Consider the following 19,016-nt stretch of genomic DNA (forward strand, 5'->3'; position numbering starts at 1 on the left):
CAAATGCGTGCCGCCCGGCACGCATTTTTTCTGCCCTGTCCACGTATAGTGGGAGAGTGAATGAGCAGGGTAGGAGGGAAAGACCATGACGGCAGTTCTGCAGATCAGTCAGAGTGACAGGCGACGATTTTGTCGCCTGCGCGAGCGCCAGTATGAGCTCTCTGATTTTCTCTTCTGGAATGTGTCGCTGACACTTTCGGCAAACTATACCAGGCGCCGGCACGAGAGGTGGCTCCGCAAGCTCGCACGGCGCTTTGCGCGCATGGGTGTTGACACCCTGATTGTGCACAATGAGACCGAGTACTCCTTTGGCGCGCCGTTGACGCGCTGGGGGCTGCGCCAGCTCGACTTCGAGCAGACGTTCGCTCAGACAAAGCTCGCTCTCGCCAATCGTTTTTTTGAGATTCTGCCAAAGCCGGTCAGTGAGCTTACGCTTGTTGTCTACGACCGCGACGCGGCATACGCGGATGAGCCCTGGCTGCGGGAGCTCGTCTTTCGCGCCTCGCGGGTGAGCGTGATCTGCGCAGAGCCTGAGCGCTACGAGGGCTTCTGTGAGTGGGCGCTCACCGAGCGGGGTGCGGGAGTGACGCTTTCAAGGCCCTTTGAGCTCGATTTTGAGGCGGATGTACTCGTTGTGCTCTCTGGAGCGGAGGGCATTGTGCGAAACCGCCTGATCCGCCGCCAGGGCATCGTGCTCAATCTTGATGGGGAGTATGAGCCACGCCACGACGACCCGCAGAAGTTGATCTCACCGGTGTTTGAACCGCGGCGCGCACCAGTTGACTATGCGGCGAGCCTGCTGTCGAGGGAGGATTTGCTGCTGCTTCTCACGGAGAATCTGGGATCAGATGCGGTCACGGTCGCCCTGAAAGGCAGAGAGGGTGAGTTGGACCGCGCGCTCGCTTCAAAGTTGCTGCATTGGGCTTGACAGGGGTTGCGGCGGTAACTATAATAGATTGGTATATTGGAAAATGAAGACTAGTGAACAATAATAGTTTAATTATAGGGAAAGCTTGAGGAGGGTATACCGGACATGTCCAAACCGATTGTCATTACGGACGAGGGATTGAAAAAGCTCGAGGATGAGCTCAACGAGCTGATCGTTGTAAAACGCAAGGAGATTGCTGAACAGATCAAACAGGCGCGCGACTATGGCGATCTGTCTGAAAACAGTGAATACGATGAGGCGAAAAACCAGCAGGCCGTTGTGGAGGCCCGTATTGCTCAGATTGAGCAGATGCTCAAAAATGTCAAGCTGGTAGACAAGGCCGAACTCAACACGGAGAAAGTCAACATCGGCGCCAAGGTCAAGGTCTACGACGAGGAGTTCGATGAGGAGATCACCTATGAGCTCGTAGGCAGTACCGAAGCTGATCCGCGCAAGAACAAGATCACATATGAGTCGCCTGTCGGCAAGGCGCTCATGGGCCACGAGGTGGGTGAGACGGTCGACGTTGTCACCCCCGGCGGCGAGAATAAACTCAAAATTCTGGAGATACTGCTTTAAGACGGAAAAGAGGGAAAATAGCCGGGCGACAGCCCGTCTATTTTTTGCCCGGAGGAGGATGCAAAATGGCGCAGGAACCAAGCAACGCAAACGCACCGGCGGAGGAGCTCGATTTAAATGAAATTCTCCGCATTCGCAGAGAGAAGCTCAGCGACCTTCAGCGCAGCGGCCGCGACCCCTACCAGATCACCAAATTTGAGCGCGACTCGAGCTCCATGCAGATCAAGGACCACTTCGATGAGATGGAGGGAAAGAGCGTCCGCATCGCGGGGCGCATGATGTCCAAGCGCGACATGGGTAAGGCCTCTTTCTGCGACGTGCAGGATCGCGACGGCCGCATTCAGGTCTACGCCAAAATTGACGACATCGGCGAGGACTCCTATACGGAGTTCAAGAAGTTCGACATCGGCGACATCGTCGGTGTGGAGGGAATGGTGTTCCGCACACGGCGCGGAGAGATCTCGATTCATGCGACGGCGATTACACTGCTTTCAAAATCGCTTCTGCCGCTGCCGGAGAAGTTCCACGGTCTCAAGGATACCGATCTTCGCTACCGCCAGCGGTACGTCGATCTGATTGTCAACCCAGAGGTCAAGGAGACCTTTATCAAGCGCAGCAAGGTCATCCGCGAAATTCGCGCCTTTCTCGACGAGCGCGGCTACATTGAGGTGGAAACTCCCGTTCTGAATACCATTGCGGGCGGCGCCGCGGCGCGGCCGTTCATCACCCATCACAACACGCTTGACATCGACATGTATCTGCGCATTGCAACCGAGCTCTATCTCAAGCGCCTGATTGTCGGCGGGCTTGAGAAAGTCTATGAGATCGGGCGTCTGTTCCGCAACGAGGGCATGGACATCAAGCACAACCCCGAGTTTACCACCATTGAGTTCTATCAGGCCTATACTGATTTTGAGGGGATGATGGAGCTGTGCGAGCAGCTTCTCGCCACGGTCGCGGAAAAGGTGCTCGGTACGACCGAGATCACCTATCAGGGCGAGGCTGTCTCGCTCAAGCCGCCCTTTGCGCGCCTGTCGATGATCGACGCGGTCAAACAGTTCTCGGGGCTTGATTTCAACGCCATCGAGACCGATGAGCAGGCGCGACAGGCGGGCAAGGCCGCCGGACTTGAGGTAACAGACAAGATGTCCCGCGGCGATGTGCTCGCGCTCGCCTTTGACGAGCGGGTGGAGGACAAGCTCGTACAGCCTACTTTCATCACCGACTACCCGGTTGAGATCTCGCCGCTTGCCAAGCGCAAACCCTCCGACCCGCGCCTGACCGAGCGCTTTGAGCTCTTTATGACAGGCCGTGAATTTGCGAACGCTTTCTCTGAGCTCAACGACCCCATTGACCAGAAAGAGCGCTTTGAGCGCCAGGTGAAGCTGCGCGAGGCGGGGGATGAGGAGGCAAACATGATGGACGATGACTTTGTCACCGCCCTTGAGTATGGCATGCCTCCGACCGGCGGTATCGGCATTGGCATCGACCGTCTTGTGATGCTGCTGACGGACAGTTATTCCATCCGCGACGTGCTGCTGTTTCCGACAATGAAGCCCCTTGACAGCGCCAGGAGAGAAAACGGCGTAAGCGCCGAGCAGACAAAGGCGCCTGAAGCAGCGGCGCTCAAACCAGAGAAAATTGATTTTTCCAAAGTGGAAATTGAGCCTTTGTTTCAGGATTTTGTGGACTTTGAGACTTTCAGCAAGTCCGACTTCAGAGCGGTTAAGGTTCTCGCCTGTGAGGCGGTTCCAAAGTCAAAGAAGCTCCTGAAATTCACCCTGGACGATGGAAGCGGCGAAGCCAGGACGATTTTAAGCGGTATTCACGCTTATTACGAGCCGGAAGAACTTGTCGGCAAGACCTGCATCGCCATCACCAATCTACCGCCGAGACCGATGATGGGCATTGATTCCTGCGGCATGCTGATCAGTGCGGTTCACAGCGAGGAGGGGGAAGAAAAGCTCCATCTTCTGATGGTAGATGATCACATTCCGGCGGGCGCAAAGCTCTATTAAGATATTCCGTTTTCATCAGAAGAGTGGTAAGGGCGATGTCTGAGTCGACAGACATCGCCCTTTTTCCTGAAGACATAGCAGCAAATTGGGACTGACAGGCTGCATGTTATAATGCGTTGCTTGCGGCAACGGCCTGTTTGACATACCATAATGGCAACAACCGAAAGAAAGGTGATTGGCCATCGTGTTGAATGAAAACATCAAATCCATAAGAAAATCAAAAGGGCTTTCGCAGGAGGACCTGGCGGTAAAACTGAATGTGGTTCGGCAGACCATTTCCAAGTGGGAAAAGGGCCTGTCCGTTCCTGATTCTGATATGCTGATTTCCCTATCGAAAGTGTTGGAAACACCCGTGAGCACTTTGCTTGGAGAACCGATTGCCGAGCCAAAGATGGATGACCTGAAAGGTATTTCCGAAAAGCTGGAGGTGATTAATCTGCACCTTGCACAGAGGAAAACAACGAGACGGAGAATACTGCATTGGACTTCCGTCGCAATGTGTGCGGTGATAGCAATTGTTTTTGCAGTCTTAACCGTATTAGACAGCCCCTACCTTGGCTGGGATTACAGCGCTCCTGAAACAGCGGTTATCGGAGTAGGTTTTCACGCATTGGAGTGGCTCTTTGTCAGAATAGCGCCTGCTGCCCTGGTGGTTGCTGTTGTGGGAGCTCTTTTGACACGGAAGCAAGCATAAACGCATTGATATTCTTGCTTCACGACAGACTGCTAATAGCTGCACTCGTACAAAAAGATTTCAGAGTCATCTGTTTTGGCGATTTCCTTTGAAAACGATGAGTAAACTCTGATATTGGAAAAGCCGATTTCCGTCAGGATCTCTTCCATCTCGCCGAGCTCATACAAATGAGTCTGAAAGTCCATTTCCTCCTGCTGTACCAGTTTGTCGTTCTCATACAATTCATAGAGAGCGGGGTTAAATTGCGTATGCGTTACCTCGTCATAATGGCTTTTGGAGCGCAGAATCAACCGGCAGTTTTCTCTGGGCGTCACTGTGACCTGTGTCTGATACGCATCGCTCTCGGGACAGCGCAGCGCAGCGCTGTCGACGGCAAAAACAAACTTTCCACCCTCTTTTAAAAGCGCTTTCATGTTAGACAGGATTCTTTTGCAGCAGGACATGTCGGTAAACAGTGACACCGAGCCTGAGGAAATAAAAATGTAATCAAATTGTTCCGCCGACTCAAATGTCTCGATGTCACTCGCGGTGACAACCGCGTCGGGCGCCTTTTCCAGCAGTTTTTCGAGCATTTCTTGCGAGTTGTCAACGCCTTTGATCCGAAACCCTCTTTTTAGAAATTCAACCAGAAATCGTCCGCTGCCGCACAACGGCTCCAAAATGGACATGTCTTTTTCGGCATAGGATAGATAGAAGTCCAATTCATCCGACGGAGCCTGCTCATGCAGTATTTCATACATCTGCGTGCACAGGCTGCCGTAGTAGTTTTTCTTTGCTGTTTCCATGTATTTCCACCTTTCTCAGTGAAAAGCATACTACAGATCCCGCTCTGATTCAAGACGGCAGAGCCGCTTACATAGCAGGATCAAGTTTTTATAAAACAGTGATATTTTGATTTTTACTTGACAAGATAGGAAGTTTGGGCTATACTATAAAAGTATTCTAGATATTCAAATGGAACTCACATATTTTGTAAGTCATTTGCAATCGAATGATTTACAAAATATGTGATTTTTTTATTTCGAGTGTGCGGGATATAATTTATTGATGGAGGTACTGATTATGAATAACGGTACTGTGAAATGGTTCAACTCTGAGAAAGGCTTCGGCTTTATCACAAACGACGCAGGCGGCGACGATGTCTTCGTGCATTTTTCTGCCATTGTCTCCGAGGGCTACAAGACGCTTACCGAGGGGCAAAAAGTCACGTTTGACACCGAGAGAGACCCCAAAAACAGCAGCAAAATGCGCGCGACAAATGTCTGCGTTGCCTGAGCAGTGACAAACAAAAGGACCCTCTGCAGAGAGGATCCTTTTGTCTGCCATATTCTGCTTCTTGCACACAAGACAAGCTGTTGTTTTGTATATCTTGCTTAATTTTGATGGACGTAGTTGACAATATTGCAGCACTATGCTAAGCTGTTAGCAAATTCAGTTGCTATTTTCAGAGTGTGAGAGTGAATAGCATAACAGACAGTCTCTTGTTTGTTATGCTATTTTTATTTTATCAAAAAACTCAAAATTGACAAAAGGAGGATTTCAGCACGAATCTTGGCAGGCAGCAAATCAAATTGAAGGAGGAAAGGCAATGTTTAAAAAACTCAAACTAGACGGCAAGATTATTCGCCAGTTTCTGATTGTGTGCATCGGCTCCGAGGCGATTTACTTTATGTACGCAATTCGGAATGTGCTGTATGAACCGTACCGCGAGATGCTGGGGCTATCTCACACACAAATTGGTTTTGTTCTTTCCATGATGGGAATGATCGCCTTTTTTGGTGGCATACCGAGCGCCTGGGTTCTCAACCGCTTTTCTGCTCGCAAATTACAATCGATTAATCTGGTTGTGACCGGTTTGACAGGCTTTTACCTCATTTCGGGGCATGTGACCTACGTTGGCATGCTGATTGTCGGTGTAATTTGGGGATTCTCCATGGAGGCCTTTTATTGGGGCGCCGTTACCAAGAGCATCCGCTGTATGGCCCCCGACGACGCGCAGGGAATTGCCTTTGGCACGATGGAATTCACGCGCGGCTGTGTCAACATGGTCCTCAGTGCCGTGGCAACGGCCATCTTCATCGGCATGGGCGAAACCGTTGGGGGAATCCAGCTTGCGCTCGGACTTGCCGCAGGTTTTCTGATTCTCATGGGCATTTTGACCTTTGCATTCCTGCCGGAGGAGGATTTCCTGAAAGCCGATACGGCGGCGGGCAAAAACAAAGAGTCTTTTAAGGGTGTTGTAAAGTGCCTGAAGATTCCGCAGCTTTGGCTGGTCGGACTGATGGGTATGGGAGTCTACGCGGTCTATCTGGGCTGTTCGCTGTTTCTGCCGTTTTTACAGAATGTCATGGCAGTACCCGTCAGCCTCGTGGCGGTGTTTGGAATCGCCTCCTCCAACTGGGTGCGCATGGCTTCGGGCCCCATCAGCGGCCTGATCGGCAACAAGCTTTTCAAATCCTCCGCTTCGCTGATGAGAATTCTCTTCCTGGGCGGAATGATCATTCTCGGTGTCATTATTGCAGTGCCCAAAGAGACAAACATGGTCTGGCCAATTACGATTCTGCTGATTGTACTACAGGTGTTCGTATACATGCTGCGCGGCGTGTACTACGCACCCATCGGCGAATCGGGTATTCCGAAAGAGGTTTCCGGTTCCGCCATGGCAGTAGCCATCCTGTTGATTCAGTCGCCGATGCTCTGGGCGTTTGCTTTTTACGGCTGGCTCATTGACCGGTATCCCGGCTCCAAGGGTTACATGATGATGTTCGGCATTATGTTGGGCCTCTATGCGGTCGGCTTCATTGCCTCCTGCATTCTGCTTGGAATCATCAAGAGAAAAGGCCTCAAAGTCAACATGGATGAGGCGGAGGAACCCGCTTCACAGGTATAAAATGGGAGAGGAGTATTCATATGGAATTGGCATTGGCCTCAGATTTTGGAATCTATGAGCTCTCGCCCGAGTCGATGGACTGCCAGATGAAAAAGCTCGCCGACGCCGGCATTACGCATGTCCACTGGGCGCACGACTGGGACTTTGAGTATCTCTATTCCCAGTGGGAGATGCTTCAGATCAAAGAGCTGCTTGACAAATATGGTCTCAAATGCAAGGCTGTGCACGCGACCGAGGGCAACACGCGCTGCCGCGTGATCGACGGCCAGCCCCGCTTTCTCAACCGCAATCGCATGAGAGACTGCCGCAAAGATTTTACCTCACCCTATGAGTACAACCGCCTCTCGGGGGTGGAGCTGGTACTCAACCGCGTGGATCTGGCGCATCTGCTCGGCGCCAGCGAAATTGTGCTTCACATGGTGCTGCCCTATGAGGACTTTGAGAACATTCCCGGTTTCCGCGAGAAATATTGGGAGCAGGCCTACAAGTCCTTTGATGAGATGCAGTCCTACTGCATGGCAAAGGGAGTGCGCATCGCGATTGAAAACATGATCTGCACGCCGAAAGAGTACCAGTTTGACAAGTTTGACCGCCTCTTTGCCCGCTATCCGAAAGAGTATATGGGGATCTGTTTCGACTCCGGTCACTCAGCGCTTGCGAGCGTTGACGACACTTATGTCTTCCTCGAGAAATACCAGGATCGTCTGATCGCCATGCATCTCGATGACAACTTCTCGGTGGATCTGAGTCTGTCGTCGGATCGTGACGGCGCGATTCAGAAGTCCGATAAGCACGCACTGCCTTTTGAGGGCGTGTGCAACTGGGAGAAGATCTGCGAGCTGATCGCCGGTTCTCCCTACGAATTGCCGCTCACTCTCGAAATTGTGGTGCCGCACGCCACGGTGGAGGAGGAGATGGCGGGCCTCGCCCGCGCAAAGGCCGTCGGCGAGAAACTCACAGAAATGGTTCTTGCCCATCGGGGCAGCTGATTCCCTTGGGCGGCGGGGCACGCTGCCCCGTCGCCCACCCCCTTTCTGAAGCTGCAATTGACTTTGCTTCTTTTTTTCAGTATTCTTTTTCTATGACAACAGGTTGCGGGGGAATAATGCCATGAGCAGAGAGCTCTATCAGAGCCTGATGGAGAATCCGATCATTGCGGCGGTCAAGGATTCCGAGGGATTGACGCGCGCGCTGGAAAGCGACAGCGCGGTCATCTTCATCCTCTTTGGAGATATTTTAAATATCGCGGGAATTGTGGACCGGATCAAAAATCGCAACAAGCATGCCATAGTCCACATCGACCTGGTTGAGGGACTCGGCTCGCGTGAAATTGCCGTCGATTTTCTGATGGCAAACACGAGGGCGGATGGAATCATCTCCACCAAGGCAAATCTCATCAAATACGCAAAAAACAGGGGTCTGTTCACCATTCAACGCTTTTTTCTGCTCGACTCGCTCTCCTTTACCAACATTGGAAAGAAGTCGCTGCAGGACTCGGTGGATATGATCGAAGTGCTGCCCGGCGTCATGCCCAAGATCATTCGGCGGGTGGTCGCGATCGCGGGTGTACCGGTCATTGCTGGCGGGCTGATCTGCGACAAAGAAGATGTGGTGGGAGCGCTCTCAGCGGGTGCGAGCGCCATTTCCTCCACAAATGCGGGCGTCTGGTCCGCATAGCATACAGACAAAGTGAATAGCTTGCAGTGAGTGAGAGAGCAGAGCAACGACCCCCCGGAGGGGTAACTTGTTCTGCTCTCTTTTTGAAAAAAACACAGAGAGGTCATGACAATGTATGATGCAGTGATCATCGGCTGCGGCGTCATAGGCGCCGCGACCGCCTATGAGCTTTCGCACTACCGGTTCCAAACACTGGTGTTGGAGCGTGACAACGATGTGGCTAACGCCACGACCAAGGCGAACAGCGGCATTATTCACGCCGGATATGATCCGGCTCCCGGTACTCTGATGGCCCGATACAATGTTCGCGGGGCAGAGCTGGCGGGGGAAATCTGCGAGAAGCTCGATGTGCCCTACCGCCGTGTGGGGTCGCTTGTGATAGCGCTATCGCCAAAGGAGCTGCAGGTGATAGAGCAACTCTATGAGAGGGGAATCGCAAACGGCGTGCCGGAGCTCAGGCTGCTTGATGCCGGGCAGGTCAAGGAGATGGAGCCACAGCTCAGCGAGCGGGTTTTGGGGGCGCTCTACGCGCCGACAGCGGCTGTGGTGAGCCCGTGGGAGTACGCACTTGCCATGGCGCAGACAGCCGTTGCTAACGGTGTGGAGCTGCGCCTGCGCAGCGAGGTGCTCGGCATGGAAAAGACAGACGGCGGCTGGCGCATTGAGACAGCAGGCGGGACAGTGGAGACCAGATATGTCTTCAACGCCGCCGGCGTACAGGCCGACCGAATTCACAACATGGCGGCGCCGCCAACCTTTTCCATTCTGCCGAATAGAGGCGAATACTATCTGCTTGACAAATCCGAGGGGGAGCGTGTGGGCCGTGTGATCTTCCAGTGCCCTGATAAAGACGGAAAGGGTGTGCTTGTCGCCCCCACGGCGCACGGCAATCTCATCGTCGGGCCGAACAGCGAGCGGGTTGCGAATGAGGATGTGGCAAACACCGCGGCCGGGCTCGAGAGGGTGGCCGATCGTGCGCGCCGCTCGGTGCCGTCGGTAAATCTGCGCGAGAGCATCCGAAATTTCGCCGGTGTGCGCGCAGTGGCCGACCGGGATGACTTTATCATCGAGCAGGCGGCGCCCGGATTTTACGACCTTGCCGGCATCAAGTCACCGGGGCTGTCAGCGGCGCCGGCCATTGCCGAGCGGGCTACACAGTTTTTGCGGGAGGCGGGCGAGACGCTGGAGCCAAAGCCCGATTTCTGTGACAGACGGCGGCGCACCCGGATTTCAGAGTTGCCCACCGAGGAGAAGAACCGTCTGATTGCCCAAAATCCGCTCTATGGGCGGGTGATCTGCCGGTGTGAGACAGTAACGGAGGGGGAGATTGTCGACGCGCTTCACGCGCCGATTCCGCCCTGTTCGGTTGATGGGGTCAAACGGCGGGTGAATACCGGGATGGGGCGCTGCCAGGGTGGCTTCTGCGGACCACGCGTACTGGAGATTCTCACAAGGGAGCTCGGGCTCGAGCCGACCGAAGTGCTGCAGGACCGTGACCACAGTGAAATTCTCGTCGGCGAGACCAAAGGCGGAGGTGCGAAATGACAACCTATGATCTCATTGTCATCGGTGGCGGCCCCGCCGGACTTGCCGCGGCCTGCGCGGCGCTCGATGAGGGGCTTGAGCATGTGTTGGTCGTTGAGCGCGACCGAGAGCTTGGAGGCATTTTAAACCAGTGCATCCACAACGGTTTTGGTCTGCATCACTTCAAAGAGGAGCTCACGGGCCCCGAGTATGCCGGCCGCTTCATAGAACAGCTCGGCGACCGGGCAGAGGTAAAGCTCGACACCATGGTGCTCGCCGTCACGCCGCAGCGGGAGGTACACCTTCTCAGCGGGAAAGACGGCTACCAGGTGCTGCGGGCGCGCTCTATTGTGCTGGCAATGGGCTGCCGCGAGCGCACCAGAGGGGCAATCGGCATTCCCGGCACACGGCCGGCCGGCGTCTTTACGGCTGGGGCGGCGCAGCGCTATGTCAATATGGAGGGTTATCTTCCCGGGCGGCGAGTGCTCATTCTGGGCTCAGGCGACATCGGCCTGATCATGGCGCGGCGCATGACGCTCGAGGGTGCGAAAGTGCTTGCCTGTGTGGAGCTCATGCCCTACTCGAACGGTCTCAACCGCAACATCGTGCAGTGTCTGGATGACTACGACATCCCGCTGTATCTCTCTCATACCATCATCGGCATTGAGGGACGCGACCGGGTGGAACGGGCCATTGTGGCACAGGTCAACGAGGAGCGCCGCCCCATTGCGGGTACAGAGATGACTTTCGACTGCGATACCATTCTGCTCTCGGTCGGCCTTATCCCCGAAAATGAGCTGACCCGCAACGCGGGAATTGACATCGACCCGCGCACCCGCGGCGCCGTGGTGCGCGAGAATATGGAGACTTCCATCCCCGGCATCTTCGCCTGCGGCAACGTGGTGCATGTGCACGATCTGGTCGACTTTGTCACGGCCGAGAGCGAGCGGGCAGGCCGGGCGGCTGCGGCCTATGTCCTGCGCGGACAGTCGCAGGGCGAATCACTGACGCTACAAAACGGTGAGGGGGTAAGCTACACAGTGCCGCAGTGCATCCGCATGGACTGTGTCGACCGCGCGGCCGAGGTTCTTTTTCGGGTCAACCGGGTCTATGGTGAGAGTAAAATCCGCGTCACGGCGGATGGCCGGGAGATCGCTGCCTTTCGCCGGGAGCACATGGCACCGGGCGAGATGGAGAAGATCACCCTGCCCAAAGTGATTCTTGAGCGCGCGCAGGACGCGCCGGTCACAATTTCCGCTGAGGAGGTGGCGCAATGAGAGAACTCACTTGCATTGTCTGCCCAAAAGGTTGTAGACTGAAAGTGGACGAAACACAGAACCTGCGCGTGAGCGGCAACTCCTGCCCGCGGGGCGAGGAGTACGCGAGAGCCGAGCTCACCAGCCCGACACGGGCGCTCACCTCGACGGTACGCATCGAGGGAGCGCTCTACCGCCGCTGTCCGGTGCGCACCGACGGCGTGATTCCAAAAGGACTCATTCGCGAGGCGATGGAGCTTCTTGACACGGTCACTCTCGAGGCGCCCGTGAAACGGGGGCAGGTTGTGGTGGACAACATAGCGGGCACGGGGGTGCGCTTTGTCACCTCCCGCGAAATGAGGAAAGTGGGGAATTAGAGAATGGCCAAGTATGTACTGGCGCTCGACCAGGGGACAACGAGCTCCCGCGCGATACTCTTTGATCAGGAGCAGAACATCATTGCGCTCTCGCAGAAAGAATTTACACAGATCTATCCCCGCGAGGGCTGGGTGGAGCACGACCCGATGGAGATCTACTCCTCCCAGTACGCCGTGATGGTGGAGGTGGTGGCCCAGAGCGGCGTCAATGTCTCGGACATTGCGGCAATCGGCATTACAAACCAGAGAGAGACCACCATTCTCTGGGACCGGGAGACCGGCCGGCCCATTCACAACGCCATTGTCTGGCAGTGCCGCCGCACGGCGCAGCTCGTCGACGAGCTGGTGGAAAAGGGGTATGGCGACTACATCCGCGAGGCCACAGGCCTGATTCCAGACGCCTATTTTTCCGGCACAAAAATCAAGTGGATTCTCGACCATGTCGAGGGCGCGCGTGAGCGCGCCCGGCGCGGGGAAATTCTCTTCGGCACAGTCGACACCTGGCTGATCTGGAAGCTGACGGGCGGCAAAGTGCACGTGACCGACTATACAAACGCCTCGCGCACCATGATTTACAACATCAATACCCTCGACTGGGATCAGAAGCTGCTCGACGCGCTCGACATTCCGCGGGAGATGCTGCCGCGCGTCTGCGATTCGAGCATGGTGTATGGAACTGTGCCGGTCGAGGGGGTGGAGGTACCCATCGCGGGCATTGCCGGCGACCAGCAGGCGGCCCTCTTCGGCCAGACCTGCTTTTCCCGCGGTGAGGCCAAAAACACCTACGGCACCGGCTGCTTTTTGCTGATGAACACGGGGGACTCCATCTGCCGCAGTGAAAATGGACTTCTGACCACAATTGCAATCGGACTTGGCGGCAAGGTGCAGTATGCGCTGGAGGGGAGTGTCTTTGTCGGCGGCGCCGTCATTCAGTGGATTCGCGATGAGATGCGCTTTATCACCGAGGCGAGAGACGCCGAGTACTACGCGCAGAAAGTCGATGACACCGGCGGGGTCTATATCGTGCCTGCGTTCACCGGGCTCGGGGCGCCCTACTGGGATATGTACGCGCGCGGCAGCATTCTGGGAATCACCCGCGGGACAAAGAGAGAGCATCTCATCCGCGCCGCGCAGGAGTCGATTGCCTATCAGACTCTCGATCTGCTCACCGCAATGGAGCGCGATACGGGTGTGGCGCTCAAGGAACTCAAAGTCGACGGCGGCGCCTCGCGGGACGCCTTTCTCATGCAATTTCAAGCCGACATCGCCAATAAGACGGTGCGCCGGCCGATGATTCGCGAGACGACAGCTCTCGGCGCTGCCTATCTCGCAGGGCTTGCCACGGGCGTGTGGCGCGATCTCGACGAGATCAAGGCGCTCTGGAGCTGTGATCGCATCTATGAGCCCGATATGGACGCCGAGCGGCGGGAGAGACTGCTTTCCGGCTGGCACAAGGCTGTGGGGCGCAGTCTCCACTGGACGGAAAAAGATTGAGAGAAGACCGGCTCCGCTTTGGGAGCCGGTCTTTTGCATGTTGCGGGGAATTTTCGACCACTTGCTCCGCATTCATAGACAAAGGACCCTGCTGCGGGTAGGATGTAAGGGAAAGAGGATACCGAGAGGAGGATAGGTATGAGAGTGGAGCTTCAAATTTCGCAGAGTGTCACCGAGCCTTACGCCGTGGTCTATGCGAATGCGCTCACACCGGAGATTAAGAGGACGGTGTCTGTTCTCCAGCAGCAGGAGAGCGTAGTTACAGCGCTCGACGAGCGGGAAAACATCATTATTTTGAAGCAGGAGGAGCTCTATATGGTCCGCGTTGAGCAGGCGAAGACCGTGGTCTACTGCCGCGAGGGCCGCTACCACACAAAAAAGCGGCTCTATGAATTTGTCGCACCGCTCAACGATTTTGTGCAGATCTCAAAATCTGCCTGGATTAACACAAACCAACTGGAGCGCGTGGAACCGTCGTTCAACGGCCTGATGAGAATTTGGTTGAAAAACGGCTTGGGTGAATACATCTCACGCAAATATCTGCCGGCGTTCAAGAGAACGCTCGGGCTGGGAAAGGGGGAGTCAAAGTGAAGAAACTATGTAAACTGGCGCTGACCGGCCTGATGCTCGGCTGCACAGTATTCGTTTTGCTGGGTATGATCTTTGCGGCGGTGCTGGGAGATGGGGGCGTATTGACAGGCAGCCGGTTTATCTGCCATGCCCTTTCGGCCATGGCGGTGGGCATGGGTTTTAGCATACCGGCCATGATCTATGAGAGCGAAAAGATAACCTTGCCGCTGAAAGCGCTCATTCACATGGGGAGCGGCTTTGCCATCTACTTCGCCGTTGGTCTGCCAATCGGTTGGATTCCTACGGAATACGGCCCCGGCGCTGCCGCTGCGGCCATTGGCTGCGCAGTGCTTACAAGCAGTCTGATCTGGCTGGGATTCTATCTGTACAGCCGCCGTGAGGCGCGGCAGATCAACAGTCGTCTGTCAAGTAAATAGCCAGACAGACAGAAAAGCGCTCCGCAGCATGCGGAGCGCTTTTTCATGTGGAATAAAGGCCGTCATACAAGAGTGTCGAGCACAGTTTGATAGAGCCGAACAGGATCCCTGCGAAAGGAATCGACGAGCAGATCTGCCTGCTTTTTGGTCGGTACGAGCAGGGTGAAGTCGAAGATTTCGTCGGACATGTCAAACATCTTGCAGTTGACGCGAAAGCCGTTTTTTGCTTCAGTGACCTGGGTTTTGATCTCGGACTCCAGCTTGAGACGCGAGAGCTCAATGAGCGTGTTGGAGGCCGCATTCTGCCGGGCAGAAAAGGGGAGTTCCTGCTCGAGCAGCGTGATGGTCTCGTTGCCGAGGGGGCTGTTGAGGTAGCGCAGCTCACCGTCGCGCGAGACGGTCACGACGTGACCAGACTCCATCAGGGCATTGAGCGAATCGGCAAAGTCAAAGTAGAACGCGTTGCCGCCTGCCATGATGACATTGTTGAGGCTCTCAAATGGCACCGGCCGGTCAAGACATTTGAGCACATAGAGTATGAGGAGTTTGACATCCTTTTTGTCATATAAAACGCCGTGATCGGGCATGGGGACCTCCCTTTGAAGAGATGCCTTTATTATACTGCCAAAGAGTTGTAATTTCAACAGAAGAGCGCAGCCCAAAGGACTGCGCTCTCGTTGTAATATTCAGCTTGCCAGGACATCCGACCAGATCTTCTCATATTCGGACGCAACATCCGACATGGAGACGAAGACCTCATACTTTGCGATCTCCTCAGCCGATGGATTGACACAGGGGTTGTTCTTTGTATGTTCGGGCGCCTGCTCGGCGGCTTCCATAACCGGACTGATACCGCCGAGATAGTCGGCGTTTTTCTGCGCAATATCAGGGCGGCAAAGGAAGTTGATGAAAGCCTCGGCATTCTCCTTGTTCTCGGCGTTCTTGAGAATGACAGCCGAATCATACCAGATGTTGGTGCCCTCCTCAGGTATGGCATACTCAATACGGGTTTCGGCCTGAATGTCTTCCTCCATCTGCTGGATCAGACCAATATCACAGCTCCAGATGACGGAGAGTGCACCCTCCTTGCCGATCATCTTGTCCTTGACATCATCACCGGTGTAAGTGATGACAAGAGGCTTCTGATCGAGCAGCTTCTGCTTGGCCGCTGCAAGCTCAGCGGGGTCTTTCGTGTTGAGCGAGTAGCCCAGCGACAGCAGTGCCACACCGATGGAGTCGCGCTCGCTGTTCATCATAAAAATCTGCTTTTCATACTTCTCATCCCAGAGGATGTCCCAGCTGGTGACAGGCTCTGTGACCATATCTGGATTATAGGCGATGCAGACCGTGCCCCAGCAGTAGGGGACAGAGTATTTATTCTCCGGGTCATACGCCTGAGAGAGCAATTTCGGATCAATGCCTTTGACGTTTGGAACATTGTCAAAATTGATTTCAGCCAGCATATCCTCTTCGATCATTTTGGTGATCATATAGTCAGAGGGGATGCAGACATCATAGGAGTTTTTACCGCTGTTTTTGACCTTGAGATACATATCCTCATTGGTCTCAAACGTGTCGTAGATCACCTTGATGCCAGTCTCTTCCTCAAACTGCTCGAGGACGGACTCATCGATGTAGTCACCCCAGTTGTAGACCTTGACTACGTTCTTGTTGGAACTGCAGCCGGAAAAAGGGGAGAGAACCACCACGACAAGCAGCAGTGCGGCCAACATTTTGACCATGTTTTTTTTCATTTATCATCAACCTTTCATTATAAAATGACTTGTTTAAATGCGCCGCTCTTTCTTTTCGGATTTGCGCAGACCCGGCGCGAAGTTGGATATCAGCAAAATAATGAATACCGCAACGAACATGATGGCCGACAGGGCGTTGATCTCGGGGTTGACACCGCGGCGCGCCATGGAATAGATCTCGATGGACAGAGTGGAAACTCCCGGGCCGGTGGTAAAAAAGCTGATGACGAAGTCGTCGATGGACAGCGTCAGCGCCAGAAGAAAACCGCTTGTGATACCCGGGCGAACTTCGGGGAGAATGACCTTGAAAATAGCGTTCATCGGCCGCATGCCGAGATCGAGTGCCGCCTCATACATACTCTCATTCATCTGCTTGAGCTTGGGCATCACCGACAGGATGACATAGGGAATATTAAAGGCGATGTGTGCGATCAGCAGACTCTGAAATCCGAGTGTAACCCCAACTGCCGTAAAGAGAATCAGCAGAGAGACGCCAGTGACAATATCGGGGTTGAGCATTGGAAGATAGGAAAGATTCATCAGAGTGGACTTTAAAAAGCCCTTTTTCATGTAGTAGATGCCAATGGCGGCAAAGGTGCCGATGAGCGTTGCAATAGCCGCTGAGAGAAAGGCGATGACAAGCGTGTTCAAAAGCGCCTTCATCAGCGTATCGTTTTGAAAGAGCGACTCATACCAACGAAGTGAGAAGCCGGCCCAGGCGTTGCGGGAGCGGGAGTTGTTAAAAGAGAGCACGATGGACACCGCAATGGGCAGATACAGAAAGAGAAACACAACGGCCGTGTAGGTTCGTGAGCAAAGCCGCCCGAGAAAGGACCGTTTCAAAACAGCATGCCCCCTTCCTCCTTGTCGTTTTCAAACTTCGAGGAGATGAACATGACCAACAGCACCAACAGCATGATGATCACCGACATGGCCGAGCCAAAGCCCCAGTCGTCGACGAGTTTAAACTGCTTTTCGATCAGATCGCCTATGAGCACCGAGTCAGTGCCGCCGAGCAGCCGGGAGATGGCGAAAGTGGTCACAGCGGGCATGAATACCATATTGATGCCCGAGAAGACACCGGGAAGAGACAGGGGAACCACCACTTTAAAAAAGGTGCGCGCCCGGCCGGCGCCCAGGTCATGGCTCGCCTCAATGAGACTGTTGTCGAGCTTGGTGAGAACGTTGTAGATGGGCAGAATCATAAAGGGGAGAAAATTGTAGACCGTCCCCAGAACAACGGCGCCCTCGGTGTACATGATGTTGAGCCCGGGTAGACCGATGCTGCGCAGAAGATTGTTGATCAGCCCGTTTTTCTCAAGCAGCGTCATCCACGCATAGATGCGAAGCAGAAAGTTCATCCACATGGGCAAAATGAAGAGTACGGACACGAAGTTGCGCATCCGCGGCTTCATCTTTGAGAGAATATAGGCCATGGGAAATCCAACCAGCAGACAGATGACCGTGCTGATGAGAGCAACCTTGAACGACTTGAGCAACACCAGCATGTACTGGGGATTGTCAAAGTCGAAAAAGCGCTTGAAATTTTCGAGCGTCGCGCTCACGCCGCCATCGGGGCCGGCTGTAGTAAAGCTGTAAAAGACAATCAGCACCAGAGGCGCGAGAAACAGAATCAGCGCAATCAGCGTGTAGGGGTAGGCAAACGAGGAACGCTTCATGGTGCCACCGCCGCCTTTTTCATGATGTGGATGTCATCGGGTGTGAGCAGCAGCCCAACGGTCTGACCGACCTTAGCCGAATAGATCGAGTGAATGATCCACAGCTGTTCGCCCTGACGAACGCCGATCTCATAGTGGACACCCTTGAAGAGAATGGACTCGACAACGCCGGTGAGCTGCCCCTGTTCGGGGGTGACGACTTCAAAGTCCTCGGGACGGATGACGACGTCGACCGGCTCATCCTTTTCAAATCCCTTGTCAAGGCACTCAAAGTTTGCACCCGAGAAAGAGACAAAGAAGTCCTCGTGCATAATGCCGTCAACGATGTTGCTCTCGCCGATGAAATCGGCGACAAAGGCGTTTTTCGGCTCGTTGTAGATGTCAACCGGGGTGCCGATCTGCTGGATGACACCGTCATTCATGACGACGATGGTATCCGACATGGTCAGGGCTTCCTCCTGGTCGTGCGTGACATAGATAAAGGTGATACCGAGCGCCTGCTGCATTTTTTTGAGCTCGAGCTGCATGTCCTTTCGCAGCTTGAGATCGAGAGCGCCGAGCGGCTCGTCGAGCAGCAGGACACGCGGGCGGTTGACAAGGGCGCGCGCAATGGCGACGCGCTGCTGCTGGCCGCCGGACAGGGAAGTCACATCGCGCTTTTCAAAGCCCCTGAGATTGACGAGCGCCAGCATCTCGGTGACCCGCTGTTTGATCTCGCTTTCAGGCAGCTTCTTGATGCGCAGGCCAAAGGCGATGTTCTCATAGACGTTGTAAAATGGAAAAAGGGCATATTTCTGAAACACCGTGTTGACCGCCCGCTCATAGGGGGGAAGACTGGTGATCTTACGCCCATCAAAAAAAACATCACCGGAAGTGGGATAAGCAAATCCGCCGATGATACGGAGCGTCGTCGTCTTGCCGCAGCCCGACGGGCCGAGCAGAGTCAGAAACTCCTTGTTTCTAATATATAAATTGATGTTGTTGAGTACTGTTTCGCCATCATAGATCATCGAGACTCCGGAAAGCTCAATGACAGCGTTTTCTTTCATTACCTTATCCTTCCTCCCATCATGTTGCACAGTGTCGTGTAGACAACAATTACAAGAATAAGGGCAATACAGGGAAAAGTCAATGAATTT

At 54.4% G+C, this 19,016-nt stretch carries 20 protein-coding genes; 14 read left to right on the top strand and 6 right to left on the bottom strand.

The window, feature by feature from the left end; translation table 11 throughout:
• Window positions 1-85 precede the first annotated feature (85 nt).
• From H8695_RS02085 to H8695_RS02100, 4 genes are all read left to right on the top strand, one after another.
• On the top strand, window positions 86-928 hold the full coding sequence (locus H8695_RS02085) for a hypothetical protein (RefSeq protein WP_249299214.1): 843 nt from the start codon (window positions 86-88) through the stop codon (window positions 926-928).
• A 105-nt stretch (window positions 929-1,033) separates the two neighbouring features.
• The gene (gene greA / locus H8695_RS02090; RefSeq protein WP_249299215.1) at window positions 1,034-1,507 is read left to right on the top strand and encodes a transcription elongation factor GreA; all 474 of its coding nucleotides are present in this window, start codon (window positions 1,034-1,036) and stop codon (window positions 1,505-1,507) included.
• A gap of 65 nt (window positions 1,508-1,572) precedes the next feature.
• Entirely contained in the window at window positions 1,573-3,525 is a 1,953-nt protein-coding gene (gene lysS / locus H8695_RS02095) for a lysine--tRNA ligase (RefSeq protein WP_249299216.1), read from the top strand.
• Between the two features lie 184 nt (window positions 3,526-3,709).
• Window positions 3,710-4,219 carry a helix-turn-helix domain-containing protein gene (locus H8695_RS02100; protein ID WP_249299497.1) on the top strand — a complete coding sequence of 170 codons (510 nt, stop codon included), beginning with the start codon at window positions 3,710-3,712 and terminating at the stop codon, window positions 4,217-4,219.
• Between the two features lie 32 nt (window positions 4,220-4,251).
• Here the strand turns inward: H8695_RS02100 and H8695_RS02105 are convergent, their stop codons facing one another.
• Window positions 4,252-5,004, bottom strand: coding sequence for a class I SAM-dependent methyltransferase (locus tag H8695_RS02105; protein WP_249299217.1), 753 nt, complete (start codon window positions 5,002-5,004; stop codon window positions 4,252-4,254).
• A gap of 277 nt (window positions 5,005-5,281) precedes the next feature.
• Here H8695_RS02105 and H8695_RS02110 point away from each other — a divergent pair, with 277 nt between their 5' ends.
• From H8695_RS02110 to H8695_RS02155, 10 genes are all read left to right on the top strand, one after another.
• Window positions 5,282-5,494 carry a cold-shock protein gene (locus H8695_RS02110; protein WP_249299218.1) on the top strand — a complete coding sequence of 71 codons (213 nt, stop codon included), beginning with the start codon at window positions 5,282-5,284 and terminating at the stop codon, window positions 5,492-5,494.
• A 247-nt stretch (window positions 5,495-5,741) separates the two neighbouring features.
• Window positions 5,742-7,109, top strand: a complete 1,368-nt coding sequence (locus tag H8695_RS02115) for an MFS transporter (RefSeq protein WP_249299219.1) — start codon at window positions 5,742-5,744, stop codon at window positions 7,107-7,109.
• 20 nt (window positions 7,110-7,129) lie between these two features.
• A complete protein-coding gene (locus H8695_RS02120; RefSeq protein ID WP_249299220.1) occupies window positions 7,130-8,098 on the top strand; it encodes a sugar phosphate isomerase/epimerase family protein in 969 nt (322 codons plus the stop codon).
• A gap of 121 nt (window positions 8,099-8,219) precedes the next feature.
• Window positions 8,220-8,786 (top strand): glycerol-3-phosphate responsive antiterminator, encoded by a 567-nt coding sequence (locus H8695_RS02125; protein ID WP_249299221.1) that lies wholly within the window; start codon window positions 8,220-8,222, stop codon window positions 8,784-8,786.
• Window positions 8,787-8,897: 111 nt separating this feature from the next.
• Window positions 8,898-10,331: an NAD(P)/FAD-dependent oxidoreductase gene (locus H8695_RS02130; protein ID WP_249299222.1), complete on the top strand. Its 1,434-nt coding sequence runs from the start codon at window positions 8,898-8,900 to the stop codon at window positions 10,329-10,331.
• Window positions 10,328-11,587: an NAD(P)/FAD-dependent oxidoreductase gene (locus H8695_RS02135; RefSeq protein ID WP_249299223.1), complete on the top strand. Its 1,260-nt coding sequence runs from the start codon at window positions 10,328-10,330 to the stop codon at window positions 11,585-11,587. The genes H8695_RS02130 and H8695_RS02135 overlap by 4 nt, the downstream gene beginning before the upstream one ends.
• The gene (locus tag H8695_RS02140; protein WP_249299224.1) at window positions 11,584-11,943 is read left to right on the top strand and encodes a DUF1667 domain-containing protein; all 360 of its coding nucleotides are present in this window, start codon (window positions 11,584-11,586) and stop codon (window positions 11,941-11,943) included. Before H8695_RS02135 ends, H8695_RS02140 begins: the two co-directional genes overlap by 4 nt.
• Before the next feature lie 3 nt (window positions 11,944-11,946).
• The gene (glpK, locus tag H8695_RS02145; RefSeq protein ID WP_249299225.1) at window positions 11,947-13,437 is read left to right on the top strand and encodes a glycerol kinase GlpK; all 1,491 of its coding nucleotides are present in this window, start codon (window positions 11,947-11,949) and stop codon (window positions 13,435-13,437) included.
• A gap of 138 nt (window positions 13,438-13,575) precedes the next feature.
• The gene (locus tag H8695_RS02150; RefSeq protein WP_249299226.1) at window positions 13,576-14,028 is read left to right on the top strand and encodes a LytTR family DNA-binding domain-containing protein; all 453 of its coding nucleotides are present in this window, start codon (window positions 13,576-13,578) and stop codon (window positions 14,026-14,028) included.
• Window positions 14,025-14,444 carry a DUF3021 family protein gene (locus H8695_RS02155; protein WP_249299227.1) on the top strand — a complete coding sequence of 140 codons (420 nt, stop codon included), beginning with the start codon at window positions 14,025-14,027 and terminating at the stop codon, window positions 14,442-14,444. Before H8695_RS02150 ends, H8695_RS02155 begins: the two co-directional genes overlap by 4 nt.
• 62 nt (window positions 14,445-14,506) lie before the next feature.
• On the opposite strand, the gene H8695_RS02160 is transcribed toward H8695_RS02155, so the two are convergent.
• The 5 genes from H8695_RS02160 to potA all read right to left on the bottom strand — a co-directional run bounded on the left by H8695_RS02160 (window position 14,507) and on the right by potA (window position 18,926).
• Complete coding sequence (locus tag H8695_RS02160) at window positions 14,507-15,031, bottom strand: DUF4364 family protein (protein ID WP_249299228.1); 525 nt, start codon at window positions 15,029-15,031, stop codon at window positions 14,507-14,509.
• A gap of 99 nt (window positions 15,032-15,130) precedes the next feature.
• Window positions 15,131-16,198 (bottom strand): ABC transporter substrate-binding protein, encoded by a 1,068-nt coding sequence (locus tag H8695_RS02165; protein ID WP_249299229.1) that lies wholly within the window; start codon window positions 16,196-16,198, stop codon window positions 15,131-15,133.
• Between the two features lie 33 nt (window positions 16,199-16,231).
• Window positions 16,232-17,041, bottom strand: a complete 810-nt coding sequence (locus H8695_RS02170) for an ABC transporter permease (protein WP_249299230.1) — start codon at window positions 17,039-17,041, stop codon at window positions 16,232-16,234.
• The gene (locus tag H8695_RS02175; RefSeq protein ID WP_249299231.1) at window positions 17,038-17,877 is read right to left on the bottom strand and encodes an ABC transporter permease; all 840 of its coding nucleotides are present in this window, start codon (window positions 17,875-17,877) and stop codon (window positions 17,038-17,040) included. The genes H8695_RS02170 and H8695_RS02175 overlap by 4 nt, the downstream gene beginning before the upstream one ends.
• Window positions 17,874-18,926: a spermidine/putrescine ABC transporter ATP-binding protein gene (gene potA, locus H8695_RS02180; protein WP_249299232.1), complete on the bottom strand. Its 1,053-nt coding sequence runs from the start codon at window positions 18,924-18,926 to the stop codon at window positions 17,874-17,876. The genes H8695_RS02175 and potA overlap by 4 nt, the downstream gene beginning before the upstream one ends.
• Between the last annotated feature and the right edge of the window lie 90 nt (window positions 18,927-19,016).

It is taken from the genome of Feifania hominis, assembly GCF_014384765.1.
Taxonomy (GTDB): domain Bacteria; phylum Bacillota; class Clostridia; order Oscillospirales; family Feifaniaceae; genus Feifania; species Feifania hominis.

Bases quoted from the DNA above. Each gene is read 5' to 3' on its own strand.
- H8695_RS02130 (WP_249299222.1), top strand. From the start codon at position 8,898: ATGTATGATGCAGTGATCATCGGCTGCGGCGTCATAGGCGCCGCGACC.
- H8695_RS02150 (WP_249299226.1), top strand. From the start codon at position 13,576: ATGAGAGTGGAGCTTCAAATTTCGCAGAGTGTCACCGAGCCTTACGCC.
- lysS (WP_249299216.1), top strand. From the start codon at position 1,573: ATGGCGCAGGAACCAAGCAACGCAAACGCACCGGCGGAGGAGCTCGAT.
- H8695_RS02165 (WP_249299229.1), bottom strand. From the start codon at position 16,198: ATGAAAAAAAACATGGTCAAAATGTTGGCCGCACTGCTGCTTGTCGTG.
- H8695_RS02085 (WP_249299214.1), top strand. From the start codon at position 86: ATGACGGCAGTTCTGCAGATCAGTCAGAGTGACAGGCGACGATTTTGT.
- H8695_RS02105 (WP_249299217.1), bottom strand. From the start codon at position 5,004: ATGGAAACAGCAAAGAAAAACTACTACGGCAGCCTGTGCACGCAGATG.
- H8695_RS02175 (WP_249299231.1), bottom strand. From the start codon at position 17,877: ATGAAGCGTTCCTCGTTTGCCTACCCCTACACGCTGATTGCGCTGATT.
- potA (WP_249299232.1), bottom strand. From the start codon at position 18,926: ATGAAAGAAAACGCTGTCATTGAGCTTTCCGGAGTCTCGATGATCTAT.
- H8695_RS02125 (WP_249299221.1), top strand. From the start codon at position 8,220: ATGAGCAGAGAGCTCTATCAGAGCCTGATGGAGAATCCGATCATTGCG.
- H8695_RS02160 (WP_249299228.1), bottom strand. From the start codon at position 15,031: ATGCCCGATCACGGCGTTTTATATGACAAAAAGGATGTCAAACTCCTC.
- H8695_RS02110 (WP_249299218.1), top strand. From the start codon at position 5,282: ATGAATAACGGTACTGTGAAATGGTTCAACTCTGAGAAAGGCTTCGGC.
- H8695_RS02120 (WP_249299220.1), top strand. From the start codon at position 7,130: ATGGAATTGGCATTGGCCTCAGATTTTGGAATCTATGAGCTCTCGCCC.
- H8695_RS02140 (WP_249299224.1), top strand. From the start codon at position 11,584: ATGAGAGAACTCACTTGCATTGTCTGCCCAAAAGGTTGTAGACTGAAA.
- greA (WP_249299215.1), top strand. From the start codon at position 1,034: ATGTCCAAACCGATTGTCATTACGGACGAGGGATTGAAAAAGCTCGAG.
- glpK (WP_249299225.1), top strand. From the start codon at position 11,947: ATGGCCAAGTATGTACTGGCGCTCGACCAGGGGACAACGAGCTCCCGC.
- H8695_RS02135 (WP_249299223.1), top strand. From the start codon at position 10,328: ATGACAACCTATGATCTCATTGTCATCGGTGGCGGCCCCGCCGGACTT.